25 protein-coding genes are annotated in these 25765 nt (G+C 63.1%); 7 read left to right on the forward strand and 18 right to left on the reverse strand.

The window, feature by feature from the left end:
- Positions 1-54: 54 nt before the first annotated feature.
- Entirely contained in the window at positions 55-684 is a 630-nt protein-coding gene (gene chpT, locus AC1DZP_RS03920; protein WP_095091686.1) for a histidine phosphotransferase ChpT, read from the reverse strand.
- A gap of 440 nt (positions 685-1124) precedes the next feature.
- On the opposite strand from chpT, the gene AC1DZP_RS03925 reads away from it, so the two are divergent.
- Together AC1DZP_RS03925 and AC1DZP_RS03930 are read left to right on the forward strand one after the other, a co-directional pair.
- Positions 1125-1661, forward strand: a complete 537-nt coding sequence (locus AC1DZP_RS03925; RefSeq protein WP_246461785.1) for a DUF1134 domain-containing protein — start codon at positions 1125-1127, stop codon at positions 1659-1661.
- Between the two features lie 107 nt (positions 1662-1768).
- Positions 1769-2905, forward strand: coding sequence for a coiled-coil domain-containing protein (locus AC1DZP_RS03930; protein WP_477300244.1), 1137 nt, complete (start codon positions 1769-1771; stop codon positions 2903-2905).
- A 2-nt stretch (positions 2906-2907) separates the two neighbouring features.
- Here the strand turns inward: AC1DZP_RS03930 and AC1DZP_RS03935 are convergent, their stop codons facing one another.
- The 6 genes from AC1DZP_RS03935 to AC1DZP_RS03960 form a co-directional block, all read right to left on the reverse strand.
- Entirely contained in the window at positions 2908-3708 is an 801-nt protein-coding gene (locus AC1DZP_RS03935) for a TrmH family RNA methyltransferase (protein ID WP_477300246.1), read from the reverse strand.
- Positions 3709-3875: 167 nt separating this feature from the next.
- Complete coding sequence (locus AC1DZP_RS03940; protein WP_477228332.1) at positions 3876-4220, reverse strand: ArsR/SmtB family transcription factor; 345 nt, start codon at positions 4218-4220, stop codon at positions 3876-3878.
- A gap of 141 nt (positions 4221-4361) precedes the next feature.
- The gene (locus AC1DZP_RS03945) at positions 4362-5159 is read right to left on the reverse strand and encodes a HugZ family pyridoxamine 5'-phosphate oxidase (RefSeq protein WP_477301146.1); all 798 of its coding nucleotides are present in this window, start codon (positions 5157-5159) and stop codon (positions 4362-4364) included.
- Between the two features lie 30 nt (positions 5160-5189).
- Positions 5190-6365 carry a CaiB/BaiF CoA transferase family protein gene (locus AC1DZP_RS03950; protein WP_477300248.1) on the reverse strand — a complete coding sequence of 392 codons (1176 nt, stop codon included), beginning with the start codon at positions 6363-6365 and terminating at the stop codon, positions 5190-5192.
- 6 nt (positions 6366-6371) lie between these two features.
- Positions 6372-7133, reverse strand: coding sequence for a 3-hydroxyacyl-CoA dehydrogenase (locus AC1DZP_RS03955; RefSeq protein ID WP_477300250.1), 762 nt, complete (start codon positions 7131-7133; stop codon positions 6372-6374).
- 62 nt (positions 7134-7195) lie between these two features.
- Positions 7196-7732 carry a GNAT family N-acetyltransferase gene (locus tag AC1DZP_RS03960; RefSeq protein WP_095091689.1) on the reverse strand — a complete coding sequence of 179 codons (537 nt, stop codon included), beginning with the start codon at positions 7730-7732 and terminating at the stop codon, positions 7196-7198.
- A gap of 270 nt (positions 7733-8002) precedes the next feature.
- Between AC1DZP_RS03960 and AC1DZP_RS03965 the strand changes: the two genes are divergently transcribed.
- A complete protein-coding gene (locus AC1DZP_RS03965) occupies positions 8003-8992 on the forward strand; it encodes a glutathione S-transferase family protein (protein ID WP_477300251.1) in 990 nt (329 codons plus the stop codon).
- 1 nt (position 8993) lies between these two features.
- Here AC1DZP_RS03965 and AC1DZP_RS03970 read toward each other — a convergent pair whose 3' ends face one another.
- Positions 8994-9491 carry an NUDIX domain-containing protein gene (locus tag AC1DZP_RS03970; protein ID WP_477300253.1) on the reverse strand — a complete coding sequence of 166 codons (498 nt, stop codon included), beginning with the start codon at positions 9489-9491 and terminating at the stop codon, positions 8994-8996.
- A gap of 52 nt (positions 9492-9543) precedes the next feature.
- Between AC1DZP_RS03970 and AC1DZP_RS03975 the strand changes: the two genes are divergently transcribed.
- Positions 9544-10473, forward strand: a complete 930-nt coding sequence (locus AC1DZP_RS03975) for a metallophosphoesterase family protein (protein ID WP_477300255.1) — start codon at positions 9544-9546, stop codon at positions 10471-10473.
- Here AC1DZP_RS03975 and AC1DZP_RS03980 read toward each other — a convergent pair.
- From AC1DZP_RS03980 to leuA, 4 genes are all read right to left on the reverse strand, one after another.
- The gene (locus AC1DZP_RS03980) at positions 10457-11074 is read right to left on the reverse strand and encodes a hypothetical protein (protein WP_477300257.1); all 618 of its coding nucleotides are present in this window, start codon (positions 11072-11074) and stop codon (positions 10457-10459) included. The genes AC1DZP_RS03975 and AC1DZP_RS03980 overlap by 17 nt on opposite strands.
- Positions 11075-11189: 115 nt before the next feature.
- Entirely contained in the window at positions 11190-11993 is an 804-nt protein-coding gene (locus AC1DZP_RS03985; protein WP_477300259.1) for an alpha/beta fold hydrolase, read from the reverse strand.
- A 146-nt stretch (positions 11994-12139) separates the two neighbouring features.
- Positions 12140-13906, reverse strand: coding sequence for a tetratricopeptide repeat protein (locus tag AC1DZP_RS03990; protein WP_477300261.1), 1767 nt, complete (start codon positions 13904-13906; stop codon positions 12140-12142).
- Between the two features lie 184 nt (positions 13907-14090).
- On the reverse strand, positions 14091-15851 hold the full coding sequence (gene leuA, locus AC1DZP_RS03995; RefSeq protein WP_095090795.1) for a 2-isopropylmalate synthase: 1761 nt from the start codon (positions 15849-15851) through the stop codon (positions 14091-14093).
- Between the two features lie 434 nt (positions 15852-16285).
- Between leuA and AC1DZP_RS04000 the strand changes: the two genes are divergently transcribed.
- Positions 16286-17452, forward strand: coding sequence for an ATP-grasp domain-containing protein (locus AC1DZP_RS04000; protein ID WP_477300264.1), 1167 nt, complete (start codon positions 16286-16288; stop codon positions 17450-17452).
- 4 nt (positions 17453-17456) lie between these two features.
- The gene (locus AC1DZP_RS04005; RefSeq protein ID WP_095090797.1) at positions 17457-18233 is read left to right on the forward strand and encodes an esterase family protein; all 777 of its coding nucleotides are present in this window, start codon (positions 17457-17459) and stop codon (positions 18231-18233) included.
- Positions 18234-18352: 119 nt separating this feature from the next.
- On the opposite strand, the gene AC1DZP_RS04010 is transcribed toward AC1DZP_RS04005, so the two are convergent.
- From AC1DZP_RS04010 to AC1DZP_RS04025, 4 genes are all read right to left on the reverse strand, one after another.
- Positions 18353-19438 (reverse strand): AbrB family transcriptional regulator, encoded by a 1086-nt coding sequence (locus AC1DZP_RS04010; RefSeq protein ID WP_477300266.1) that lies wholly within the window; start codon positions 19436-19438, stop codon positions 18353-18355.
- Between the two features lie 71 nt (positions 19439-19509).
- On the reverse strand, positions 19510-19824 hold the full coding sequence (locus AC1DZP_RS04015) for a putative quinol monooxygenase (protein ID WP_184874721.1): 315 nt from the start codon (positions 19822-19824) through the stop codon (positions 19510-19512).
- Between the two features lie 62 nt (positions 19825-19886).
- Positions 19887-20669 carry an SDR family NAD(P)-dependent oxidoreductase gene (locus AC1DZP_RS04020; protein WP_477300268.1) on the reverse strand — a complete coding sequence of 261 codons (783 nt, stop codon included), beginning with the start codon at positions 20667-20669 and terminating at the stop codon, positions 19887-19889.
- A 61-nt stretch (positions 20670-20730) separates the two neighbouring features.
- The gene (locus AC1DZP_RS04025; protein WP_477300270.1) at positions 20731-21168 is read right to left on the reverse strand and encodes a DsrE family protein; all 438 of its coding nucleotides are present in this window, start codon (positions 21166-21168) and stop codon (positions 20731-20733) included.
- 102 nt (positions 21169-21270) lie between these two features.
- On the opposite strand from AC1DZP_RS04025, the gene AC1DZP_RS04030 reads away from it, so the two are divergent.
- Complete coding sequence (locus tag AC1DZP_RS04030; protein ID WP_477300272.1) at positions 21271-22362, forward strand: hypothetical protein; 1092 nt, start codon at positions 21271-21273, stop codon at positions 22360-22362.
- A 7-nt stretch (positions 22363-22369) separates the two neighbouring features.
- Here the strand turns inward: AC1DZP_RS04030 and AC1DZP_RS04035 are convergent, their stop codons facing one another.
- Both AC1DZP_RS04035 and AC1DZP_RS04040 read right to left on the reverse strand, forming a co-directional pair.
- Positions 22370-23317, reverse strand: a complete 948-nt coding sequence (locus AC1DZP_RS04035) for a cation diffusion facilitator family transporter (RefSeq protein WP_477300274.1) — start codon at positions 23315-23317, stop codon at positions 22370-22372.
- 5 nt (positions 23318-23322) lie between these two features.
- Positions 23323-25512, reverse strand: a complete 2190-nt coding sequence (locus AC1DZP_RS04040) for an anthranilate synthase (RefSeq protein ID WP_477300276.1) — start codon at positions 25510-25512, stop codon at positions 23323-23325.
- Positions 25513-25765 lie beyond the last annotated feature (253 nt).

Consider the following 25765-nt stretch of genomic DNA (forward strand, 5'->3'; position numbering starts at 1 on the left):
ACCGCAGGTATTGCGGATCGGAATACTTCGCTTCTCGAGGGAAATGACGTGGATTCAGGCGGCTGAAAGCACGATTTCTTCCGGCGTCGCGTGGATCGAGATCGTCATGTTGGCTTCGCGCGCCAGGAGCAGCGTGTAATAGGGCTGCACGGAATGCGCGTCGATCGGTTCCTCCGGCTTGTGGCCGGAATGCAGCTCGAGGAATTTCGGCGGCACGCGCAGCATCGGGCCGCTCGCCGCAAGCGCGAAACGCGGCTCGGTTTCGAGGTTTTCCAGCGTCACGGAAAGCTTGCCGCCGCGCGGAATGGCGGCGTTGGCGACGAGGAGCAGGTTGAGCAGCAGCTTGACCTTGTTCTTGGGCAGCAGCGCGCGGGTCCCGTTCCAGCTCAGTTCCGGCTTCTCGTTCTTGAGGAAGGCGATGGCGACGGCTTCGGCATCGCCGGTATCGATCAACATGCCGGCCGACCCGGCGGCGCCGAAAGCGATGCGGGCGAACTGCAGGCGGGCAGAAGCGTTGCGGGCGCTCTGGCGGATCAGCTTCATGGCGTCCTCGTCGGCGCCGCCTTCGTCGAGCAGTTCGAGCCCGTTGTTGATCGCGCCGACCGGCGAGATGATGTCGTGGCACACCCGGCTGCACAAAAGTGCCGCCAGATCGGGTGCGGAAAGGGCAAACAGATCGGCCATCGGCGAAAATCCCTGCAAAATTTCATAACTCATGGCCGAGCGATCGATTCGTCGCCTGCCCACACGAATCACGCACTCTCCTCGGGCATCCTGAATACACAGCGCCCGTGCGTGCGGCAACAAATCCGAAATTGTGGTGGCAAATGGCGTGTTCACACAGGCTGCCGACCCACCTGAGCGTCCCAAACAGCCTTTGAACCGCCATGTTCATGTGGGAGCTTAATGGTTGAAAAAGGATTACGGCATAGTTTGCCCGTAACAGTTACCCTTAACGGCCGGCTAAAAGAGCCGTACGGGGTGTGAGGCGTCGGCGAAAGTGCTCCCTGACGGAGATTGGAAGCATGTTTTCCCGATTCTGCGACCGGACTTTTTTCCGTGTCATCCCGGACCGGACTTTTGTCCGTGTCGTCCAAGGCCGGAGCTTTCTCCGTGTCATCTCGATGGCGATAGCGCTCATGGGCGTTCTCGTCTTCTCGACTTCGGCCCTGCGGGCCCAGGAATACACCGCTCAGGAGATTGTCGATTCCGGGCACAAGTTCTTCGGCGCGACGTCGGGCGGGCTGGCCACGGTTATCGAGAAGATTTTTGCTTCCTACGGACTGCCCAACGGCTATCTGCTGGGCGAAGAGGGCTCGGGCGCGCTGATCGGCGGCCTGACCTATGGCGAAGGCACGCTCTACACCAAGAATGCCGGCGATCACAAAGTGTTCTGGCAAGGCCCGTCGCTCGGCTGGGATTTCGGCGGCGAGGGGTCGCGGGTGATGATGCTGGTCTACAATCTCGACGATGTGAGCAACCTCTACAACCGCTATGGCGGCGTCGCCGGTTCGGCCTATGTGGTGGCCGGCGTCGGCTTCAACGTGCTGAAGAACAACAATGTGCTTTTGGTGCCGATCCGCACCGGCGTCGGTGCCCGGCTCGGCGTCAATCTCGGCTATCTGAAGCTCACCGAACGCGCCACGTGGAATCCGTTCTGAGCTAATCCCGTTCCGTTGCGGCATAGCCTTGCCGCAACGCTGGATTTCCGCCATGTCAACGTGGCACAGTCCAGCATTAGCGGTTGCCGTCCACAACGGGTAGTCACTTGGTCCAATCGGTCCTGTTCTTCGTCCTCGGCTTTCTCTGCGCCGGCTTCCTGGCGCTTATGATTGCTCCGGCCATATGGCGCCGCGCCGTCGCCCTGACGCGCAAGCGCATCGAAGCCTCGATACCTCTGACGCAAACCGAGATCCTGGCCGACAAGGATCGCGTTCGCGCCGAGTACGCCATGTCGACGCGCCGCCTCGAAATCAGCGTCAAGGCGTTGCGCGAGAAGGTGGCCGAACAGCTCGTCGAGATCAGTCGCGGCCACGAGGCGATGAAGGGCCTGGCGATCGAGCGCATGGAGAAGAACCAGGTACTGAGCGAACTGGGGGCCAAGAGCGAAATGCTGCGGCAGCGCGAGGACGAGTTACTTCGTCTGTCGGACCGGCTCAAGGAAACTGAACGCAAGCTGGAGAAGCGCGCGCTCGAGCTTGAAAAGCTGGAGAGCATGTATGACGACGCGAGCTTCTCCTCCAGCAGCCGGCAGATCGAACTCGTGGCGCGCGAATCCGAGATGCAGAAACTTGCGAGCGACATTGCGTTGCTGCGCGGCCAGCGCAAGGAGGCGGACAGGCGCGGCCAAGAGATCGCGGCCGAAAGCAAGGCTGCGCGCGATGCCGTGAAAGCCGAGAAGAAAAAGACCGCTGACCTCGACAAGAAGGTCGAACGGCTGCTGGCCACTCTTGCCGATCGCGAAGACAAGCTCGACCGCCGCGAAAAGGAACTGGCGCGGCTGCGAGAAAAGTCGAAAGCCGAGGATAGCACGCCGGCTCTGCGGCTGGTCGGCAGGGGCGGCGATGTCGCCAAGAGCGATGACGTCGACAAGGCAATCGCCAAGCTCGACGGCGACCGTGAGCGGCTCGAGGCGAGGCTGACGGTGCTGGCGCGCGAGAACAAGCAGCTGAAGGCGGATCTCACCGCGCTGGTCGTGTCCAATCCCGCGGATGGCAGCTCCGCCTTGCGCGAGCAGATGAACGAACTGGCAGCGGAGGTGGTCCATCTTACGGCCAAGCTCGAGGGACCTGATTCGCCGATCGCCAAGGCATTGGCAGTACCTTCGGATGCACGCTCCGGCAACGGTGAGCGCAGCCTTGCAGATCGCGTGCGGGCGCTGCAGGAAGCGGACGCAGCAAGCTGAAATCAGTTCCTGTTTGCCGAGAAATGATGCAGCGCGATGGCTGACGCCGCTGCGACGTTCAGGCTGTCGAAACCCTCCGACATGGTGATCCGCACCGTTTGCAAGCGCGCGAGGCTTTCGGGCAGCCCTTCGCCCTCGGTGCCGAGATAGAGCGCAAGGCGCTCGCTCCGCCGCGCATCGCGAATGTCGGTGTGCCCGCCCGGCGACAGCGCAAACTGGCCATAACCGCGGCGGTCAAGCGTTGCCGTGAAGCCGGCGGCGTCGGTGAACGACGCGAAGGGAATTTTGAGCGCCGCACCGACGGAAACCCGGATCGCCTTGCGATAGAGCGGATCGCAGCATGTCGCATCCATGAGCACCGCATCGGCGCCAAAGGCGGCGGCGTTGCGAAGGATCGAACCCATATTGTCGTGGTTGGCGATGCCGACAAGCACCACGATCAGCGCCTGGGCCGGCAAGGCATCGAGCAAGGCCTCGGCGGATTGCGGTGTCCCCTTGCGACCGATGGCCAGGATGCCGCGATGCATATGAAACCCGGCGATTGCATCCATCACCGCACCGGTGGCGACATAGACCGGCAGGTCCGCCGGCGCCTTGCTCAGGATGCCTTCGAGGCCGGCCAGCCGGTTTTCCAGGACCAGCACCGATTCGGCGCCAAAACGCCCAGACGAGAGCAGCAGGTCGAGCACCACCTTGCCTTCGGCGACGAAGCGRCCTTGCCGACCGGCGAGGTCACGCTCGCGGATATCCAGATAGGCGGCAACGCGCGGGTCTTGCGAGTCGTCGATGCGAATGGGATCCATGCGTTCCTCGCGGTCACCGCAGCCGCCCGAAAATCCGCACGGATTGCCGGCGCTCACCGTCGGCTGGGAACCACGATGCGACAATTCAGGACGATCAGCCACCTCTGTGCGCCCGGATGGACGCACATCGCCCTGAAAGCGTTGCGAGGTAAGTGGCTACAGGACGGTCAGGTTCCGGCGCGGCGCAAACGGTGCGCCATCTGGGAGAGGTCCTCCTTGCCGCTGCCGAAAATGCCGTCCAGCATGCCGAGCAGTTCGCGCACGGCATCGGATTTGCAGGAATAGTAGATCATCTGCCGATCGCGACGGGTGTCGACGAGGTCCAGCGCCCGCAACTTGGCCAGATGCTGCGACAGGGCGGATTGGCTGAGCATCACCTTTTCGGCGATGGAGCCGACCGACATTTCACCGTCGATCAGATGGCTCATGATCAACAGCCGTTTCTCATTGCCCATCAGCATGAGAAATTCGGCTGCCAATCCGGCATTTGCGATTAGCTTAGACGAGACCATCGATCCCCCATGCTTTTTGATCATCCTGACGCCATGGGGGCAATGGCATCTGATTCCATAAACTCAGTTGCGTATAGCCGCTGCGATTCAGCGTCACTGACAAAAGGTAGAGCATTTCGTTCAAATCTCAAGTGTTGCTTTTTATCTAATGTAATTAAGCCCAGTCTCCGTGTCGGCCGCGGCCCGTCCGTTTCTGGCCATTTCGACCAGAACAGGCCGCAATTCGCGTGCCGCCTGCAAAGTTTTCGGGAAGAAAACCCGGCAAACATCGTCACCCGACACCAGATCCATACCATCGGCATCGAATCCGGCAATAATCCAGCCGTTGTCGGACACTTTCGCGAAATGCTGTGCATAAACGGCAATCGCGTCGAGATGGTCGGCGTTCATATGGCCGATGGCGGATTGTTCGGTCGCCGCAAGCTCCTCGACGATCGGTCCACTGGTGAGCAGATCCGGTCGATCGAGCTGATAGGCCTTGCCGAAGCCGCCGTTGAGGTTGGCGCGTTGCGGCTCGAGGCGGAAGATCGAAAAGTCGCCGAGACCGGCGTAGAGTTTCGCCTTGGGATTGCGGTTGAGATAACGGCGCTCGCAACGGGCGTGCTCGCTCGATCCGCGCTCAAGCCGTTTCGCCTGGCAGACCAGTGACAGGCGCGGGTGCGCCAGCGGGTCGCCCTTGCCGGGTTCGCCAAGCAACAGGCAACAGCGTGCATCGGCAAGCAACGCGCCGGTGTGCGCCGAGAGCATCGAGACAAGGATCAGCGGCGCGCCGTCGATGTCGGTGGCCACGCCGACCCTGCTGGCCAGGGGCGAACCTGTCTCAGGTTCGATCACCGCCAGCGCACCAAAGCGGGCGCTGCGCAGAAGTGTCTTGGCCATTCGGATCGCCTCGGCATCCGTCTCGCGGATCACGTCCTTCTTCGGTTCGTCCAAAGGCATCACCACAATAAGTTGATCGTCCTTCTCCGCTTATCTGTCAAACAAACCGGATTTGACAAGGTCGTCAATCTCGTTTTTCGAAAACCCGAAACGTTCAAGCACTGTCGACGGGACGAGATCGTTGTCGGCGGGCTTTGTCGCAACTGTCGGCCGCGAGCCGGAGAAACGCGGCGCCGGGGCCGGGCGCTCAAATCCACCCGCCGCTACAAAGGCGTTGCGCGCCCGATTGTGTGGGTGATGCTTCGCCTCCTGCAGCGACAGGACGGGGGCAACGCAGGCATCGGTTTCGGCAAACAGCCGGTCCCAGTCGTCACGCGATTTCTGCCGGACCCGGTCGGCAATGGCCGCGCGCATCGGCGGCCACAGTGCCTTGTCATACTGGCCGCGTACAAAGGGCTCGTCGAGCGGCAGGAAACTGGCGAATTCGGCGAAGAATTGCGGCTCAAGGCAGCCGATGGCGACATGGCGTCCGTCTGATGTCTCATAGGTGTCGTAGAAGGGGGCGCCGGAATCGAGCAGGTTCGCGCCGCGCCTGTCGCTCCACAAGCCGGCCGCCATGAGCGCATGCAAGGGTACCGCCAGCATCGAGGCGCCTTCGACCATCGCGGCGTCGATGACCTCGCCCTTGCCCGTGCGCGAACGTTGGAAAAGGGCGGCCAGCACGCCGGCGACCAGCATCATGGCGCCGCCAGCATAGTCGGCGATGAGGTTCAGCGGTGGGACAGGACGGCCGCCGTCGTGGCCAACTGCGTGCAGCAGGCCCGAATAGGCAAGGTAGGTGATGTCATGGCCGGCGCGGCCCGCGAGCGGCCCGTCCTGGCCGAAGCCGGTCATGCGGCCGTAGATCAGCGCCGGATTGTGCGCCAGCACCGCTTCCGGACCGAGCGCCAGCCGCTCCATGACACCGGGGCGAAACCCTTCGAGCAACATGTCCGCCCTTTCGGCAAGGCGCAGCATCAGATCGGTGCCTTCCCGGCGTTTCAGGTCGAGGCGCAGGATGGCGCGGCCGTGACGGTCGATGTTGTATTCATCCGACATCGACGGGAGAGGCCGGCTCGCCCCGGCCCGTTCGACGCGCAACACTTCGGCGCCCATCTCCGACAGCATCAGGCCGGCCAGCGGCACGGGACCAAGCCCGGCCATCTCGATCACCTTCAGTCCGGCGAGTGGACCGGTCTTCCCGGCAGCTGACAGACCGGCGCTCACGACCGGCTATTTCGGCGCCATGCGAATGGCGCCGTCGAGACGAATGGTCTCGCCATTCAACATCTGGTTCTCGATGATGTGCAGGGCAAGCGCCGCATATTCGGATGGCTCGCCCAAACGGGACGGGAATGGCACGGCGGCGCCCAGCGAATCCTGCACGTCCTGCGGCATGCCGGCCATCATCGGCGTCTTGAAGATGCCGGGCGCGATGGTGCAGACGCGGATGCCGGAACGGGCGAGATCGCGCGCCACCGGCAGTGTCATGCCGACGACGCCGCCCTTGGAGGCTGCATAGGCGGCCTGGCCGATCTGGCCGTCATAGGCGGCGACCGAGGCGGTGTTGACGATGACGCCACACTCGCCGCCTTGCAGCGGATCGAGCTTCGCGGCACGGTCGGCAACGAGGCGGATCATGTTGAACGTGCCGATCAGATTGACCTCGATCACCTTGCGGTATTGATCGAGCGGATGCGGGCCATCCTTGCCGATCGTCTTCACGCCGATGGCGATGCCTGCGCAATTGACCAGGATACGCGGCTCGCCAAGCTTAGCCGCGACCTCGGCGAGAGCGGCAGTCCCACTATCGGCGTTGCTGACGTCGCACTGAACGGCAATACYGCCGATCTCGGCCGCGACCTTCGCCGCGCGATCGATACCGACATCGAAGATGGCGACGCGGGCGCCCTTGGCGGCCAGCGCGCGCGCCGTTGCCTCGCCAAGACCGGAGCCGCCGCCGGTAATGATCGCGATCTGGCCATTCGGGTTCATGCCGACATCCTTTTAATCTCAGGAACAGTGGGACGGATCAGGCGCCAGATCGGCGGGGAAGGTCAAGCCATCGCTGCGATATGGTCGCCAACCCTGGCCTGATCGGCGTGGCAGACCTCGCCCGAAAGCCTGGCAACCGCGCCCGGCGCGATCTCATGCGACAGCAGCCGGTCAAGATCGACGGGGCGCGGCATCGATATCTGGCCGCGCGGAATGCGCTTGAAACCGAGCGGTCCGTAGTAGGGCTCGTCACCAACCAGCATCACGGCTGGCGCACCGGCCTTGGCGGCCGCCTCCAGCGCGATCGCCACCAACCGACGACCGATGCCGAGGTTCTTGAAGGCTGGCCGCACCGCAAGCGGTCCGAGCATCAATGCGCGGCCGGCACCGGCGGCGATGCGGGTCATGCGCACCGAGGCGACGACGAGGTCTCCGTCGACGGCGACGAACGACAGCGAGCGTTCGTGCCCGCCGGCCTCGCGGATCTTGTAGGCGGCCAGCACGAAACGGCCGGGCCCGAAGGCTTCGTCGTTGATGGCTTCGATCTGGAGGTCATGCGCCGGGGTTTCCGGCAGGTATTTCACGTCGGCAAGGCTCATGGTCTTTGCGTTCCGATAGGGAGGAAAGGTTTGCTGCAAACGGCAGCATTCGCCAGTCAGCGCTTCATCAAGCGCGGGCGCCCTTTCGTCGTCGGTCAAACCGGATCAAAGCAAAGTCGAACATGCGGATTGTCCGCTAGCATCAATTTCCTGCCGCTGCAATCGGCGGCTTGATGGTCCACCCGACCGCTTGACGGTCTGTTCAGCACCAGGTGATTCCACGGCGTGGCTTCGTGCCCTACATGTCAGGGAAGCAGGAAAGGACATGCGATGGGATTGCTGGTCGAAGGCAAATGGCAGGACCGCTGGTATGACACCAAGGACAGCGGAGGCAAGTTCGTGCGGACGCAATCGCAGTGGCGCGACTGGATCACTCGCGATGGGACGCCGCCTGCGGGCCGCAGCCGCGGCTTCAAAGCGGAGCCCGGCCGTTATCACCTCTATGTGTCGCTCGCTTGCCCATGGGCGCACCGGACGCTGATCTTTCGCGCGCTGAAGAAGCTGGAAGGCATCATTTCGGCGTCGGTGGTGCATCATTTCATGGGCGCCAATGGCTGGACGTTTGTGGCGCAGGATGGCGCGACCGGCGACACGCTCTACGGCCTCGATTTTCTGCACCAGATCTACACCAAGGCCGATCCTGCCTATTCCGGCCGCGTGACGGTGCCGGTGCTATGGGACAAAAAGGAGCAGACCATCGTCTCCAACGAATCCCCCGAGATTATCCGGATGCTGAATTCGGCCTTCGACGAATGGGGCGATGCCAGCCTCGATTTCTATCCCAAGGCGCTGCGCGGCGAGATCGATGCGATCAACGCGCTGGTCTATCCCGCCGTCAACAACGGCGTCTATCGCGCCGGCTTCGCCACCACGCAAGGCGCCTATGAGGAAGCGTTCAGCGAACTGTTCGCGGCACTCGACACGTTGGAAGGCCGCCTTTCAAGGCAACGTTATCTGGTGGGCGATCACATCACCGAAGCCGACTGGCGGCTGTTCACCACGCTGGTGCGCTTCGACCCGGTCTATGTCGGCCATTTCAAATGCAATCTGCGCCGCATCGCCGACTACCCGAACCTGTCCAACTATCTGCGCGACCTCTATCAGGTGCCGGGCGTCGCCGGGACCGTGAACCTCAACCACATCAAGTCGCATTATTACGGCAGCCACGAGACGATCAACCCGACGCGGATCGTGCCGGTAGGGCCGGAACTGGACTATGACGCGCGGCATGACCGGGGACGGTTTAAGAAGGCGGCGTGATCTACCAGTAGGGCGATCGCTGCTCGCCGCCAAAAACCTCGGCGATCCGCCGTAGGGTCGCTGGTGTCGTGCCTTCCGGCAAACGGTCCAGGGGAAAGAAGCCGGACTCGGCGATCTCGTGGTCCGGCAGCTTCGGCGCCGTCTGACTGAAATGCTCGATCAGATAGAAACCGACATGGTCGCGCCGGCTGGCGCGACGGTTGAAATGCATCGACCTCAGCGCCGGCGGCGACGTCAGTGCGATATTGCCTTCCTCGGCCAGTTCGCGCGCCAGTGCCTCACCAAGCGTCTCGCCAACTTCGACGCCGCCGCCGGGAAGCTGCCAGCCCGGCACATAGGTGTGGCGAATGAGGAAGACGGAATTGGATGCCGTGTCGTGGACCAGACCGCGCACGCCGAGCGTCATCGGCCGCCGCAGCACGAAATAGAGATGGAACAACCGGGCCCGGAGGCCCGCCCAACCGGTCTGACGGAAGGTCTTCTCCGGATCAGTCTGCATCAGGTGCGAAACCGTGGTGGAAAGCGGGGGGCGCGTCGCATATGAAGGATGGATGTTCAGGCTCGCGCATATTTCCGATGTCCATCTGGGGCCGCTCCCCGATGTATCCTATCGCGATCTCGCCTCCAAGCGCGTGCTCGGCTACGTCAACTGGCAGCGCAACCGCCGCCGCCATATGCATGATGCCGTCATCGACGCGATCGTCGCCGACATCAAGGCGAACGCGCCTGACCACCTCGCCGTCACCGGTGACCTGGTCAATCTGGCGCTCGACGGCGAGATCGAGATGGCCAGGCACTGGCTGGAAACGCTGGGATCGCCGCAGGATGTCTCGGTCGTTCCTGGAAACCACGATGCCTATGTTCCCGGCGCCTTCGACAAGGTCTGCCGGTCCTGGGCGGCGTGGATGAGTGGCGACGGTGTCAACACGCCGGTCGACCGCAACGCATTCCCCTATCTGCGCGTGCGCGGCGATATCGCGCTGATCGGCATCTCGACAGCGCGTGCCACGGCGCCGTTCATGGCCAATGGCTTCTTCATGGAGGGTCAGGCGAAGCGGCTTGGCAAGCTGCTCGACGCCACGGCCGGGCAAGGGCTGTTTCGCGCGATCATGATCCATCATCCGCCGGTGCGCGGCGCGGTCTCGCAGCACAAGCGGCTGTTCGGCATTGCCCGCTTCCACAAGATCATTCGCCGCCATGGCGCCGAGCTTGTCCTGCACGGCCATTCGCATCTGCCGTCGCTGTTCTTCATCGGCAACCGGGGCGCCAAGGTTCCTGTGGTCGGCGTTGCCGCCGCCGGCCAGGCGCCGGGCGGCAAGCACCCGGCGGCGCAGTACAATCTGTTGGACATCGATGGCGAAAAGGGCAATTGGCGGATCCGGCTGACACGGCGCGGCCTGACCGGGCCGTCCATACCGCCATCCGATCTGCAGACGCTGGAGCTTGGCGCGGAGGCCGGTGCGGCTATGGCCGCACGTTGAGAACCATGGCCACAATGCGGTCCCACAACAGGATGACCGACACCACAAGTCCGACCAGAGCGCCGGCGGCGACCAGGCCAAGGCCCGACAGAAACGCCGACCAGGCCTTGCTGCGCGTCTTCGAGCGCAGTGGCGGTTCGGCTTCCGACACATCGGTGCGTTTCATGCCGGCGACGGCCGGCTCGACCCCGCCTTCCATCATCTTCTGGCGCTCGACGATCCGCTCGGCAACATAGCGCGTCACCTGATCAGCAACGGGCTTCATGTCGGTCGATTCGGCAAGCACCACCCGGCCGATGCGGGTGTCCCTGATAAAGCGATAGGTGCGGCGATCGCGCCCCATGGCGACATGGCTGACGGCGTCGATCCACAGGCGTGGCTGCAAGCCGGACGAGACGACAAAGTCGAAATTGTCCATGTCGGCGGGAACATCGGCAAAAACCGGTGCCAGTTCGGCAGCAAGCAGATCGAGGCGCATGCGATGGGCTTCGCGCATGTCGACGACGACGTCGTCGCGGTCGGCGAAGGCATTCTTCACATCACGGACGGCATCGGACAGTTTCCTTGACTGATCGATGGTTTTCTCGCCTGCGTCCTTCATCGGCGTTCGCCTCACGGGTTTGGTTAACACGGGGTTAACACAGCCGCCTGTAAAATGCACTGGCGAGAGCAACGGGATCGAGGCGTGTTCAGTAAGCGGCTGTGCGCGAAAAAGGTCAGCTGGCAGCAGCAGCGAATTTCTGGCGCAGCGGCCTGGCGCGCCGGTTGGTGTTGCGGCGAATGATCTCGGCGACGAGGTCGGGTGCTTCCTCGGCCAGCATATGGCCGACCTCCAGCACATGGTGGACATGAAAATGCGCAGGCAGATCATCCGCCTGGGTAAAGGGCAACACTGCGTCGTCGGTTCCCCACGCCACCATCACCGGCATGTTCAATCCGTCGAGACGATCGTGCGGGATGACGCCTTGCCGATCGTCCATGGTCATGGCGGTGGCGATCTCGACCAGCTTCGGCACTTGGCCTGGACGTCCGCGCATTCGGCAAAGCACGTCCATGACACGCTTCTGGGGCGGGTTGTGGGGGCCGGACATGGCGGCAAGGCAGGCGCGGATTTCGGACCGGTTCGTTGCGCCGCCATAGCGGCGCAACAACGGTCCATTGATCTCGGGGCCAAGACCGCCCGGCGCCAGAAGCGTCAGCGACGCGACTTTTCCAGGCTCGGCCAGCGCCATCAGCATTGCCACCGCACCGCCCATCGAGTGGCCCACGAGATGAACACGCTTCAGCCTGCGTTCCGAGAGATCAGCCAGCACGGCCCTAGCCGCCACCTTGGCTGGACCGGCTTCGGGAAAATCGAGCGACAGCCCATGCCCCGGCAGATCATAGGCCAGCGTGCGCGTGGCAGGCGCCAGGGAAGAAATCACCTCACGCCAGACATCGTGGCAGCCGCCGAAACCATGCAGCAGGACGATGGCCTTCGAGCCAACACCCTGTTCGGCGACAAAAAGCGATGCGGTCATGAAAGCTGATTTTTTTGTTATTGCAGGATGCGCGACACCAACCGTGGCTGAATTGCTCCCAGTCTAGCGTGATGACCAGTAAAATCTTCGCGATTTGTACGGTCGCGGACAGACCCGGCGCGCGTAATCTGTGGATGTCGATTGTGTCAGCTTGCGTTGCCGAGCCCTGCGGCGCGCAGAGCCTGGACCAGCCGGTCGGTCAGGTCGGCCGGATATTTCCGCTCGACGAAGGTCGCGCGCGGATCGGCGGCAAATTTAGGGAACTGGGTGTTCAGTTCGCCCAGCAGCGTGCTGACCAGATGGTCCTGTCCGGCAGCCTTCGCACCGATCAACCGCGCCGCAAGATAGTGCGATTTCGTTGCCGTCGTTCTCAGTGCCATGCTGGCCGCGACCGCCTTGTTCGTGTTGCCGAGCATGAATTCGCCGACGAACAGCCCGTAGTCCCACCATGTCGAGTGGCCGCTGAAGGTCTCCGCCGCATGGGCCAGGATCGGCGTTCCCTCCGCGTATCGACCGGCGAAGATCAGCCCGTAGCCGTAGGCGGCAGCCATGCCGAGATCGTAGGGATTGAGTTCATAGGCCTTGCGCATCCAGCGGATCGCTTCGTCCGTATTGCCGAGACGCGAACTGACATAGCCGTAGGAGCGATGCGCATAAGGGCTGGTCGGCCCCATCTGGACGCCGCGATGGGCAAACTCCACGGCCTTTTCAATCGTTGCATTGGGCGGATAGGCGTAGTGATCGGAGACCGCCTCGAGTTGCAGAGACGCCAGTTCCGAATAGACCAGCGAGGACTTCGTTCCGCCATTGGCCAATTCTTCGAGGCAGCGATAGGCAGCTTCATGGGTTCTGGCGTTCTGGTCGAGATAATATTTGTCGTTGAGCAGCAGGCATTGCGTCAGGCCGTTTGGGGCACCGGTCTGCTCGATATAGTTGTAGATCGTGCCCGAGGCGGGAAGCGCCGAACTCAGCATGTCGGCGATCCGGTCTTCGACCACGGCCGGTGCGCTGTCGGCAGGGGTCAGATTGCGCGACAGAAGCACCCGTCCGGACGCCATACTTTGCAGTTCGATCGTGATATCGCCCGCGTTCGGCCCGGGCAGCATGTCGAATATGAAGCTGGTGGCGTCGTCAGCCGGATCGGTGGGTGTGTCGCGACCGATGAAGTCGATCGTATCGAAGCCACTCAGGCCGGCGCGCAGCGAGGCGGCGACGCGGCTGGCATCGGCGCCATCGGCCTTGAGGTCGATATAGACGAGCGGCAGGGCGTCGGCCGTTGCCGACGGCGCGATGCTGCTGGTTGCGCCGGCGGTCTCGAGGGTCGCCGACATGTCGCCGCCACCGGTCAGCAAGGCGCTGCTGCCCTGACGAAGGATCAGCAGGCCCAGCATGGCGATGACCAAGGCGATCGCCATCCAGAAGAAGCGGAGTTGGCGCGCCACCGAGGGGGTGGGCTTCGCGAGAGCCGGCGACACCGCATCCGGCATGCCCGTGCTGGCATCGTTGGCCCGATCGGCGGACGTGGCGCCATCCAGCCTGAGTTCGGGAACAGCCCCAGCCGGCAGCCGGATCGCGTTCAATTCATAGGCGGGAACATAGCCGCCGCGCGGAATGGCTATGCGGACCGGCTCGGCAACGCCTTCATTGGCAAAATAATGCTGCAGAAGTTCGCGCAGCCTGCCCGCCTGAACCCGCACCACGGCGTCGGTGGCCGGATCGAAATCGCCGTCCTTGCCGAAAACATCCATGGCGATGGAGAAGCCCTTGAGCCTGTCGGCTTCGCCGGCTTGTTCGCGTTCGACAAGGTAGCGGAGCAACTTGCGCGCGCGTTCGGATCGCCCGAACGTCTGGCTGGCAAGAAGTCGCTCCAGTGTCTCGCGCACTGCGGGGGCGGCAGGCGTGGCATGCTGCAAGTGTCGATCCTCTCGAAGTCGGCACAGGTTGAGGCGCGATCATATAGTTCCCGCACCGCCACACAAGTATTCACCCATTATGCGATCACGTACCCCACCGGATAATTCTTCGGTGGTTAATGATACGAAAGATCGGAACCGATCACCGAATGGGGAGGGTTCCGATCTTCGTTCTGGTCGTGCGTCAACCGGCCTTTTTGACGACGATGCGGTTCGCCGCCGACATCACCGCTTCCAGCGAGGCGGCGACGATGTTGGTGTTGATGCCGGCGCCGAACAGCTTGCCATCAGGATGTTCCATCTCGACATAGGAGATGGCCGAGGCGTTCGAGCCGCGCTGCATCGAGTGCTCGGAATAATCGAGCACCGACATCTCGATGCCGAGGTGACGCGAGAGTGCATCGACGAAGCCGTCGATCGGGCCGGTGCCGGTGCCGGTAATCGTCACCTCCTTGCCGTTGTCGACGATGACCGCCTCTACGACGCGCCGGCCCTTGGTCTCGGTGCTGGGATAGGTGTGGTGGTCGAGGAATTTCAGCCGCGCGCGCGGCTGGTCGACATAGGTCTCCAGAAAGCGCTCGTAGATGCGCCTGACCGGCACTTCCTTGCCCTCGGCATCGGTGATCGCCTGGATTTCCTGGCTGAACTCGATCTGCAAATTGCGCGGCAGGTTGAGGCCGTGGTCGGCCTGCAGCACATAGGCGATGCCGCCTTTGCCAGACTGCGAGTTGATGCGGATGATCGCTTCGTAGCTGCGGCCGACATCGGCCGGATCGATCGGCAGATAGGGCACTTCCCACAGGCTCGTGTTGGCCTTCTTCAGCGCCTTCATGCCCTTGTTGATGGCATCCTGGTGCGAGCCGGAAAAGGCAGTGTAGACGAGCTCGCCGACATAGGGATGGCGCTCGGGGATCTTCAACTGGTTCGAATATTCGTAGACATCCTTCATCCGGTTGATGTCGGAGCAGTCGATCCCCGGATCGACACCTTGCGTGTACATGTTGAGCGCCAGCGTGACGATGTCGACATTGCCGGTGCGCTCGCCATTGCCGAACAGCGTGCCTTCGACGCGGTCGGCGCCGGCCATCAGGCCGAGCTCGGTGGTGGCGATGCCGGTGCCGCGGTCATTGTGCGGATGCAGCGAGACCAGCAGGTTCTCGCGGTTGTCGAGGTTGCGGCACATCCATTCGATGCGGTCGGCGTAGATGTTGGGCGTCGACATCTCGACCGTCGACGGCAGGTTGATGATCAGCTTGTTGTCGGGTGTCGGCCTGACGATCTCGGTGACGGCGTTGCAGATCTCCAGCGCCACTTCGAGTTCGGTGCCGGTAAAGCTCTCCGGCGAATATTCGAAGCGGTACCCGCCGCCGGCCTTGGCCGCCATGTCGGTGATCATCTTGGCGGCGTCGGTGGCGATGCGCTTGATGCCGCCGACGTCCTTTTCGAAGACGACGCGACGCTGCAACTCGCTGGTCGAGTTGTAGAAATGGACGATCGGGTTGGTGGCGCCCTTGAGCGCCTCGAAGGTGCGGGTGATCAGTTCGGGCCGGCACTGCACGAGCACCTGCAGCGAGACATCGGCAGGTACGTTGCCTTCCTCGATGCACCAGCGGGCGAAGTCGAAGTCGGTCTGCGAGGCCGACGGGAAGCCGATCTCGATCTCCTTGAAGCCCATGTCCAGCAGCAGGCCGAACATGCGCGCCTTGCGCTCATGGCCCATCGGATCGATCAGCGCCTGGTTGCCGTCGCGCAGGTCGACCGAGCACCAGATCGGCGCCTTGTCGATGACTTTCGAGGGCCAGGTGCGGTCGGTGAGGCCTACCGTGGGGTAGGGTTGATATTTGCGCGCCGCGTCCGGCATGCCTCGGGCTGCCTCAGGCGTGCCCTTTGCCGCATCCTTGCCGGCTACCGCGGCATCGGGACGGATTTCTTCTCGTGCGTTCATCGTCGTTTCTCCCGGCGGCTCACGGATCCACCCTCAGATGGATTGATGGCGAGCGGCGCCTTTACCAGAATTTCGTTCGCTTGATGTGACGTGCCAATTTTGTGACTGGCCAAGGAGCATGCGCTTGCGCGGCGGTTCGACCGCCGGGCGCTCCTTCAGCGAACCCGGCGATCGCCGATAAGGCCGAGAAGAAGCAGGGTCGAAGCCAGTGCACGCACGGTCTCGCCGGAAAAACCGGTCGGACGGGAAGCGTTGGTGGCGCGCGTGTTCATGGCGGTTCTCATACAGGAGCGGCTTGTGGGAGGCAAGTGGGGGCCGCATGGCGGGCCGAGCTTCTGTTGGAAATCATCCCTAACATGTGCGCTCTTCCCCACGCGCAGCAAATGCGCCAGACTTGGCCCTGTCGGGGTCACTATCGGCAGGGGGGGTCATCCATGAATTTCGTGTTCTTCTCGCCGCACTTTCCCGTCAATGGCGCGGATTTCTGCGACCGGTTGAAGAAGGCCGGGGCCAGGGTGCTGGGTATCGGCGACGCACCCTATGAGGCGCTCGACGGCAAGCTGAAGGCGGCGCTCAGCGAATATTACCGTGTTGCCGACATGGAGGACTACGATCCGGTGTTCCGGGCGATGGGGCATTTCATCCACAAATGGGGCCGTATCGACCGTTTTGAATCGCTCAACGAACACTGGCTGGAGCTGGAAGCCAACATCCGCACTGATTTCAACATCTACGGCACCAAGCTCGATTTCGTGAAGAATTTGAAGCGCAAGAGCCGCATGCGCGCCTTCTTCCGCAAGAGCGGCGTCGACACCATCGCGCAACGCAAATGCTCCGACCGGGCCGGCGCCATGACCTTCATCCGCCGCGTCGGCTATCCGGTGGTGGTCAAGCCCGATAGCGGCTCTGGCGCCTCGAACACCTTCAAGATTTCCAACTCTGGGGAGCTCGACCAGTTCTTCAGGGACAAGCCCGAGGATGTGACCTTCGTCATGGAGCAGTTCATCGAGGGGCTGGTGGTGACTTTCGACGGGCTGGTCAACCGCGATGGCGAGGTGGTGCTGGCCGCCAGCCACCGCTACGACCAGAGCGTCATGGAGGTGGTCAACAAGGACCGCCACATGAGTTACACCTGTTTTCCGCGGATCAGCCCTGCGGTCGAGGAGGCCGGCCGCAAGATCCTGAAGGCGTTCGACGTGCGCGAGCGCTTCTTCCACATCGAGCTGTTCGAGACCAAGGACGACCGCGTCATCGCGCTGGAGGTCAACATGCGTCCGCCTGGCGCCTGGATGACCGATGCGATCAACTACACCTTCGACATCGACGTCTACGCAGCGTGGGCCGACATGGTGGTCAAAGATGCCGCCGGCGGCCCCTATGAGGGCAAGTATTTCACCGCCTATGCCAGCCGCAAGCGGCGCCTCAGCTATTTGCACAGCCATGAGGACGTGCTAGCCGCCCATCGCGACAAGATCGTCCACCATCAGGCCATCGAAGAGGTTTTCAGCCGCGCCATGGGAAATTACGCCTACCAGATGCGCTCGAAGGACGAAGCGGCGCTGCGCGAAGCGGTCGCCTACATCCACGCGGAAAAGGCGTGAGGCGATGGACGTTTCCTATCACAAGACTTTCGCCCGCAATCTCGGCCGCGACATGGAATACAAGCGCTACGGCCATGCCGGCCGGCCGGTGGTGGTGTTCCCGACCTCGCAAGGGCGGTTCTACCAGTTCGAGGATTCCGGCGGGGTAGGGGCATTGGCCGAGTTCATCGACACCGGCCGCATCCAGCTGTTCACGGTCGACGGCATCGATTCGGAATCCTTCTTCGACAAGCATGCCGACGCCGCACACCGCATCGGCCGGCACGAGGCCTATTTCCGCTATGTGCGCGAGGAGGCGCTGCCGGAATTCCTGTCCACGGCCGCGCAGGCCAATGGCGGGCGCAAGCTGAAGCCGCTGTTCACAGGCTGTTCGATGGGCGGCTATCATTCGTCGAACTTCGTGTTCCGCTTTCCCGAACTCGCCAGCGGCGTCATCTCGCTGTCGGGCGTCTATTCGGCCCGTGACTTCTTCGGCAAGGCGCTTGAAGGCGACATCTTCTACAACTCACCGCTCGACTATCTGCCCGGCATCGTCGACCCTAAACTGCTTGCCCGCCTGAAGGCGCTCAGGCTGATCTTCTGCTGCGGACAGGGCGCCTGGGAGGAACGGATGCTGGTCGAGACGCGCAAGCTGGAACAGATCCTGCGCGACAGGTCCATTCCCGCCTGGGTCGACTATTGGGGCGGCGATGTCAGCCATGACTGGCCGTGGTGGCACAAGCAACTGGTCTATTTCTTCGGCCGCTGGCTGGATGAGGACCTGATGCACAGGCTGGATTAGGGCGCATTGATATTCGGGTGATGCCGGCCGGGAAACGTCGGTGCGCCGTTGCACGGCAGCACCGCTGACGGGCTTCCTGGCTGTGAAATCGCAACCTGGTTGTGATTTCAGAACGTTGGCTACCCCCTGATGCTTCTCGCCACCAGCCGCGCCACGCTCGGGCCGACCAGCAGCACGATCAGGAAGCGCGCCGATTGCAGCGCCATGACGAAGGAGATGTCGACGTTCTGCGCGGCGGCGGCAATGATGGCGATGCTGTCCATGCCGCCTGGGCTGGTCGCCAGGTAGGCGGTCAAAGGGTCGATGCCCAAGAGATGGCTGATCATGAAGGCCAGGCCGCCGCAAAAGGCGATCAACGCCATGATCGAGGCGATGATCTGCGGCAAGGCGCGCGTCGCATGGCGCAGGATCGGCCGGGTGAAGTTCAAGCCGATCGACCAGCCGACCATCGCATAGCTGACCGCCAGCAGCCATTGCGGCAACTGCATCTCCACGCCAAGGCCAAGATGGATGACGGTGCCAAAGATGAAGGTGCCGAGAAAGTAGGGCGAAGGCAGCCGGCAAAGCTTTCCCGCCAGGCCGCCGACAAGCGCGATGCCGATGGTGGCAGCGAAGGTTTGCGGATTGATCAGCGGAAACCAGATGATGGGCGGGATTTCGACCCCCGACGTGTCGACCCACATCTTTGCGACGAGAGCCGCCGTCATCGAGACGAAGATGACGCGCAGATATTGCATGAAGGCGACGAGCCGCTGGTCGGCGCCGAAGGCACCGGCCATCAGCACCATGGCGGTGGCGGCACCTGGCGAGGAGCCCCAGACGGCGGTGGTGCCGGGCAGGATGCGCCAGCGGCTGATCAGCCAGCCGAGCAGGCTGGAGGCGGTGACGGTGGCCACCACGACGCCGAGAAACAGCGGCCATTCCCGATAGAAGACCGGAAAGATGTCGGCCGAGATCGAGCTGGCGACGAGGCAGCCAACAATTGCCTGGGCGGCGCCGAACATAAGACGTGGCACGCGCACCGTGGCGCTATTGGTGCCGGCGACAATGGCCGCCAGCATCGGTCCGATCAGCAGGGCGGCCGGCAGGGCGGCGAGCTCCAGCGCGCCGGCAAACAGGGCGGAGACGGTCAGGATCGCCAGCCATTGCCAAGCCTTGCGCATCCGCGCCATGCGCTCGACAACGGGCTGGTCCAGGGAATCCATGTCTTGGTCTTAGACTTGAAGCGGGGCGATGCGAACCCCGCTGCGCCGAAAAAAGGATGCCTCGCGTGAGCTTAGGCTTTTTTGCCGTCGGCCAGGCCAAAGCCGCCGACAGGGTGCGTTTCGACCTGGAATTCAAAGCCGGCGATGAACGGCCGCGCCTTGGCGATCGCCGCCTGGACTTCCGGAAGCTGCAGCGAGGCTTTGTGGCTTTCGGCGTCGGTCCACACTTCGGTGACCCAGATCGCATCGGCATCCGCAGGGTCGCGGGCAATGATGTAGCTCAGGCAACCCGGCAGGGCGCCGGTGCTGGTACTGGCGCGCAGGACCTCCATGACCGCGTCGCGCTGGCCGCGCGATGCCCGCATCTTGCCGATCAGTCCATACATTCCTTTGTCTCCCTTCGAGGTTTTCGACAAGATATGCAGATCGTCAGTATGCAGATAGCCGGTCAAGGCATCAACTGGCCGCCATTCACCTCGATCACCTGGCCGGTGATGTAGCCGCTCAGAAGGTCGGAAGAGAGGAACAGGTAGGCGCCGACGCAGTCTTGCGCAGTGCCGGCGCGCCCCTGTGGAATGGTGGCGACCATGCCCTTTATCTGCTCGTCGGTCGAATAGCGTTCGTGGAACGGCGTGAGAATGGTGCCGGGCGCCACTGCGTTGACGCGGACGCCGAAGCCGATCAGTTCCTTGGCCATGCCGCGCGTCACGTTGGAGACGAAGGCCTTGGCCGAACCGTAGAGGCCGGCGCCGCCGCCGGCGCCGTTGCGCGCGGCGATCGACGAGGTGTTGACGATGAAGCCGCCCTGTTTCTTCAGCCACGGGATCGCCTTGCGCGAGGCGGTCAGCACGGAACGCGCATTGAGGTCCATCACCGCGTCGTAGTGCGCCTCAGTCTGCTCGGCATAGGGCACGCGGCCGAGCATGCCACCGGCATTGTTGACCAGCCCGTCGAGGCGGCCGAAATGCTGCGCGCTGTCCTCGACGACGCGTTCGACATCGGCGGGAACCGAGAAATCGCCCTGGACGAGGAACACCTCGCCGCCCTTGTCGGCAATGGTCTTGGCCAGAGCCTCGGCGGCGTCGCGACTCGAATTGTAATGCAGCGCTACGCGGCATTTCTGCGCGGCGTAGGCCAACGCCAGGGCCGCGCCTATGCCGGTCGATGCACCGGTGACCAGTACCGCCTTGCCGGCGAGATCGGGAATGCTGAGTGTGGTGGTGGCTGGCACGCGTGTCCTCCGGGATTTCTGCCGGTCCTTCGTAGGCCTTTGCTGCCCAGATGTTCAAGCCTCACGGGCGCAGATAGGCGTAGCCCTGGCCCTGCAATTCCGCGAGTTTGACGACGCCACCCTTGTCGGCGGCGTGGAAACCGTCGAGCAGGTCGGTCAATGAAATATCCATGCCTTGCATGGTGTTGGCGCAGGCATGCGGATCGAGCCCCTGCTGCACCAGGCCGGCGAAGCGGCCGGAAATCGCGGCCGATATGCCTTTGGACTTGAAGGCGGCAAGGGCTGGACCATGCACGACCAGCACGATGTCGACATTGCCGCCGGTGCCGTCATAGTGGTTCTTGATGTTGCCGAGAACGAAATTGACCTTGTCGAGATCGCTGAGATGATAGACGACCTTCTGCCTGGCGGGCTCCGTGGCGGCTGCCTGCACCACCCGCAGGCCAAGAAACGTTCCGGTTCCGGCAAGAACCGCGCGGAACATATCGCGCCGGCGCATCGCAATCTCCTCCGCTTGACGGCGCACCGCAAAATGCGTGGCTGCGGCCGCAATACTAGCATAAATTGACGCTACGTCCTGTCGATGCGGAGGAGGGGTCACGTGACGCTTTGTAAGGTATTGGCGGGCGGCGCCTGGGGTGTCGCGCTGCTCGGCCTGCTGGCCGGCCCGGCCTTGGCCGATGATGTGCTGAAGCTCACCGAACTCAGCCCCAATGGTGCCGACGCCTGTTTCGGCCGCGTCTATGACGCAGCACACCTCAAGGCGCATCCGAAGCAGAAGGTGGCGCGGATATTCTTCTACTATGGCCATGATCCGGTCAGCCGGCCGAATGAAGAGCCGGCCGCGAATTCTGACTCATCGTACAATGCCTTCGTTGCCACCACCGTGCGCGGCGCCAAGGCGCCTGAATGGGCCGGCGGCTGGTGCAATCACGAGTCCGAAGACGGCAAATCAGGCCCGATCCATTGCGGCATGGACTGCGACCGGACGCTCGCATCGCTGAAAGTCGATGCCAAAGGAAGCCTGATCCTCACCGACGTGCAGCCCGATCTTTATCTGGATGCCGGGTCGGAAGAGGAACTGGGTGCAGCGGAATATGACAGGCAGGCGCTGGGCAAGGAAGATGACAATTTCCGCCTCGACCCGATGCCGGCCGCGACCTGCAAGGCGGAGTTCGCGCGCATCGATCCGATCGACCCGGCGCTCGGGGCCCCGCTGCGCGAACGGCTGAAGCCGGACCAGGCCTTCTGCTATGGGCGCGACTACGACGCGTCGCACCTGGCCTCGCACCCCGATCAGCTGACGCAGTCGATCCGGGTTTTCCGCGGCTCGGTGGAGCTGGCATCTTTTGCTTCAGGGGGCGACGCAGCCAACTGGCCCGATGGTGCCGACATTGCCGTCACCGTCACCACGCGGCAGAAATCGGCCAAGGTCACGCAGACCTATTCCTGCCAGGGCGAGGCCGACCAGTGGCGCTGCGCGGCAAGTTCGAAGATGAGCGATTTTTCCTGCGACATCGCGCAGAAGGAGATTTTCCTCAAGCGCGGCGTCAACGGCACGATGATGCTGGCCAATCCCAACAGCAGCCTGGCGATCGTCGATCTGTGTTCGAAGGCCGCCGACGGCAAGACGAAATCCGACGACAAGGTCTACCGGCTGCAGCCGATGCCGCAATCGGCCTGCGCACCGTGAGCTGACCTCAGGCGAACGGCACGGCCGTCGTGCCTTTCGGCAACTTGGCTTCGTCGTCGGGCTCGACATGGATGGTGACGCGCACCGAGGGGATTTCGGCCTTCAACGCGTCCTCGATACGGTCGCAGATAACATGGCTGGCGCCGACCGACATGTCGGCGTCGACGACCAGATGGAACTCGATGAAGGTGGCGCGGCCGGCGATGCGCGTCTTCAGATCATGCACCTCCAGCGCGCCCTTGCAGTTGGCCGAGATGACGTCGCGGATGCGCATGTGCGCCTGCGTGTCGACGGCACGGTCCATCAGGCCGTTCATCGACGAGCCGATGACGTGCCAGCCCTGCCACAGGATGTTCAGCGCCACGATGACGGCGAGTGCCGGGTCGAGGATGTGCCAGCCGGTGAGGATTGCCCCGACCAAGCCGCCGAAGACGCCGATCGAGGTCACCACATCGGTCATGATGTGATTGCCGTCGGCAACCAGCGCAGGCGATTTCTCGGCCCTGCCGGCGCGGATCAGCGTCCAGGCCCAGAAGGCATTGATCACCGTCGCGATGCCGTTGACCGCCAGGCCGTTCCAGGGCTTTTCGATGGGCGCTGGCATCTGCCAGGMKCGCCAGACCTCGTTGAGGATCAAAAGCGCGGCGAGWACGATCAGCACGCCTTCSAGCACMGCCGAGAARTACTCGGCCTTGTGGTGGCCGAASGGATGATCTTGGTCGGCGGGCTTGTAGCTGACCTGGATCGCCCAGAAGGCGGCCATCGAGGCGATGACGTTGACGATCGATTCCAGCGCGTCCGAGTAGAGCGCCACCGAGCCGGTGATGTACCAGGCGACGAGCTTCAGACCGAGCACGACTGCGGCAATGATGATCGACCAGAACGCAAGGTTGGCGACCTTGCGCTTCGCCGCGGCCTTGGCCGCGATCGCCATCGTGTTCTCGGTTTCGGCCATGGTCGTCAGGCGGCCTTTTCCTTGGCCTTGCGCGGCAGGTGGGCAACGATGTTCTCGATGATCCGCATGCCGGCATTGTGGCCGAGCGTCATGATCGATTCCGGGTGGAACTGCACCGCGGCGATTGGTTCCTTGCGGTGTTCGAAGGCCATGATGACGCCGTCCTCGGTCTCGGCCGTGACGATGAAATCATCGGGCAGGCGCACCGGATCGGCGAAGATCGAGTGATAGCGGCCGACGGTGACTTCCTTGGGCAGGCCGGAGAAGATGATGCCCGGCTTCGAGACGCGGATGCGCGACGGCTTGCCATGCATCGGGACATGCAGTTGCCTGAGCTCGCCACCATAGGCTTCGGCCAGTGCCTGCAGGCCGAGGCAGACGCCGAAAATCGGCAACTCGCGGGCGCGCGCCTTCTTGATGGTGGCGTCGCAGTCGAAATCCTTCGGCGTGCCGGGGCCGGGCGATAGCACGACGAGGTCGGGCTTCAGCCGGTCGAAGACTTCCTCCGGCACCGGCGTGCGTACGGTCGAGACGTTGGCGCCGGTCTGGCGGAAATAATTGGCCAGCGTGTGGACGAAGCTGTCCTCGTGGTCGACGAGCAGGATGTTGACGCCGTCGCCGACGCGGGCGGTGGTGCGTTCGGTGCTGGCGGAGTTGCCTGTCTTGGCGTCGCGGATGGCGGAGAGCATGGCGGATGCCTTCAGTTCGGTTTCGGCTTCTTCTTCCTCGGGAATGCTGTCGAAGAGCAAAGTGGCGCCGGCACGGACCTCGGCAATGCCGTCCTTGATGCGGATGGTGCGAAGGGTGAGGCCGGTGTTCATGTCGCCGTTGAAATTGACCATGCCGATCGCACCGCCATACCAGGCGCGCGGGCTCTTCTCGTTCTGCTCGATGAAGCGCATGGCCCACAGTTTCGGCGCGCCGGTGACGGTGACCGCCCAGGCATGCGACAGGAAGGCGTCGAAGGCATCCATGCCTTCGCGCAGCCGCCCCTCGATGTGGTCCACGGTGTGGATCAGGCGCGAATACATCTCGATCTGGCGGCGGCCGATGACGCGCACCGAACCCGGCTCGCAGACCCGCGACTTGTCGTTGCGGTCGACGTCCGAGCACATCGTGAGTTCGGATTCGTCCTTCTTGGAGTTGAGCAGCTTCAGGATCTGCTCTGAGTCCGAAATGGCGTCGTCGCCGCGCTTGATGGTGCCCGAGATCGGGCAGGTCTCGACACGGCGGCCGTTGACACGCACGAACATTTCCGGGGAGGCGCCGATCAGATATTCGCCTTCGCCCAGATTGATGAAGAAGGAATAGGGCGAGGGGTTGATCGACTTCAGTTTGCGCGAAATCTCGGACGGCTGCGTCTCGCAGCGCTCGTAGAACATCTGGCCGGGCACGACCTCGAACAGATCGCCGCGCTTGAACGAATCCATGGCCTTGCGAACCAGGTTGGCGTATTCGCCCGGCTCATGGTCACCGCGCGGCGGGATGCGGTCGGCGGTCTTGAATGGCTCGGCGATTTCATCGCGCGGCAGACCTTCCGTCGAAAACCCATCGCCCGAATAGTCGTAGCGGTCGGTCCACGCTTTGGCCGAGTAATGGTCGACGACCAGGATCTCGTCAGGCAGGAACAGGACGAGGTCGCGCTGGCTCTGCTTGCGCTCGAGCTTGTAGTCGACCGGGTCGAACTGGAAGGCGAGGTCGTAGCCGAAGGCGCCGTAGAGGCCGAGATTGGCGTCTTCCTCGGTCTTGAACAGAGCGGTGATGGCGCGCAGCACCGTGAACACCGAGGGGACGCGGCTGCGCTCCTCCTCAGTGAAGACACGGCCGGGTTTGGCGACGTCGAGGCGGATCAGTTTCTGCGAGTTCTCGGCGATGGTGACATCGGCCAGGCTGCCTAGCGTCTTGCCGATGACCGGCAACAGCACCTCGCCACGACCGTTCAGCGCCTCGATGCGGACAGCGCGGCCGCGCGCCGAGATGACCAGCGGCGGATCGATGATGGCGGTATCCCAGCGGGTGTATCGGCCGGGATATTCGTAATTCGAGGAAAACACCGCGCCGCGGCGAGCGTTCAGCCCGTCGACGTAGGCGTCGATGGCGCCCGCATAGGGCTGGTCGTGGCGCTCGCGGATGATGGTGATGCCACCCCCGGTCACGAAACTTTCCGCCCCGTTTTCCAGAACCTTCATCGTCATTGCCGTCTCCATCAGCTTCTTGGGGCAACGGACCCGGGAATGGCTTGAAAAAACAAATGGCCGCCCGGACATTCCGTTGCGGCCACCCTCTATTTTCACGCGCACGCGTTCGAACAGGCCGCTGTCAGCAGGCCCACCACCAAATGGTCTTGGTCGAACGCATGTTCATGGCGAAATCCATAGCTGCGAAAAACCGGATGCGCAACAGGTTTGAGAATTCTGCTCGGTGGCCGCCGCTTCTGCGGCTCATGGC

Source organism: Mesorhizobium sp. P2_F8, from assembly GCF_056403655.1.

Coding starts and splice junctions, on each gene's coding strand:
- AC1DZP_RS03985 (WP_477300259.1), bottom strand. CDS start 11,993: ATGACCGCATCGCTTTTTGTCGCCGAACAGGGTGTTGGCTCGAAGGCC.
- chpT (WP_095091686.1), bottom strand. CDS start 684: ATGGCCGATCTGTTTGCCCTTTCCGCACCCGATCTGGCGGCACTTTTG.
- leuA (WP_095090795.1), bottom strand. CDS start 15,851: ATGAACGCACGAGAAGAAATCCGTCCCGATGCCGCGGTAGCCGGCAAG.
- AC1DZP_RS03945 (WP_477301146.1), bottom strand. CDS start 5,159: ATGCCTTTGGACGAACCGAAGAAGGACGTGATCCGCGAGACGGATGCC.
- AC1DZP_RS04025 (WP_477300270.1), bottom strand. CDS start 21,168: ATGCGCCGGCGCGATATGTTCCGCGCGGTTCTTGCCGGAACCGGAACG.
- AC1DZP_RS03960 (WP_095091689.1), bottom strand. CDS start 7,732: ATGAGCCTTGCCGACGTGAAATACCTGCCGGAAACCCCGGCGCATGAC.
- AC1DZP_RS03970 (WP_477300253.1), bottom strand. CDS start 9,491: ATGCAGACTGATCCGGAGAAGACCTTCCGTCAGACCGGTTGGGCGGGC.
- AC1DZP_RS03940 (WP_477228332.1), bottom strand. CDS start 4,220: ATGGTCTCGTCTAAGCTAATCGCAAATGCCGGATTGGCAGCCGAATTT.
- AC1DZP_RS04000 (WP_477300264.1), top strand. CDS start 16,286: ATGAATTTCGTGTTCTTCTCGCCGCACTTTCCCGTCAATGGCGCGGAT.
- AC1DZP_RS03975 (WP_477300255.1), top strand. CDS start 9,544: ATGTTCAGGCTCGCGCATATTTCCGATGTCCATCTGGGGCCGCTCCCC.
- AC1DZP_RS03980 (WP_477300257.1), bottom strand. CDS start 11,074: ATGAAGGACGCAGGCGAGAAAACCATCGATCAGTCAAGGAAACTGTCC.
- AC1DZP_RS04005 (WP_095090797.1), top strand. CDS start 17,457: ATGGACGTTTCCTATCACAAGACTTTCGCCCGCAATCTCGGCCGCGAC.
- AC1DZP_RS04010 (WP_477300266.1), bottom strand. CDS start 19,438: ATGGATTCCCTGGACCAGCCCGTTGTCGAGCGCATGGCGCGGATGCGC.
- AC1DZP_RS03925 (WP_246461785.1), top strand. CDS start 1,125: ATGGCGATAGCGCTCATGGGCGTTCTCGTCTTCTCGACTTCGGCCCTG.
- AC1DZP_RS03965 (WP_477300251.1), top strand. CDS start 8,003: ATGGGATTGCTGGTCGAAGGCAAATGGCAGGACCGCTGGTATGACACC.
- AC1DZP_RS04040 (WP_477300276.1), bottom strand. CDS start 25,512: ATGACGATGAAGGTTCTGGAAAACGGGGCGGAAAGTTTCGTGACCGGG.
- AC1DZP_RS04015 (WP_184874721.1), bottom strand. CDS start 19,824: ATGTATGGACTGATCGGCAAGATGCGGGCATCGCGCGGCCAGCGCGAC.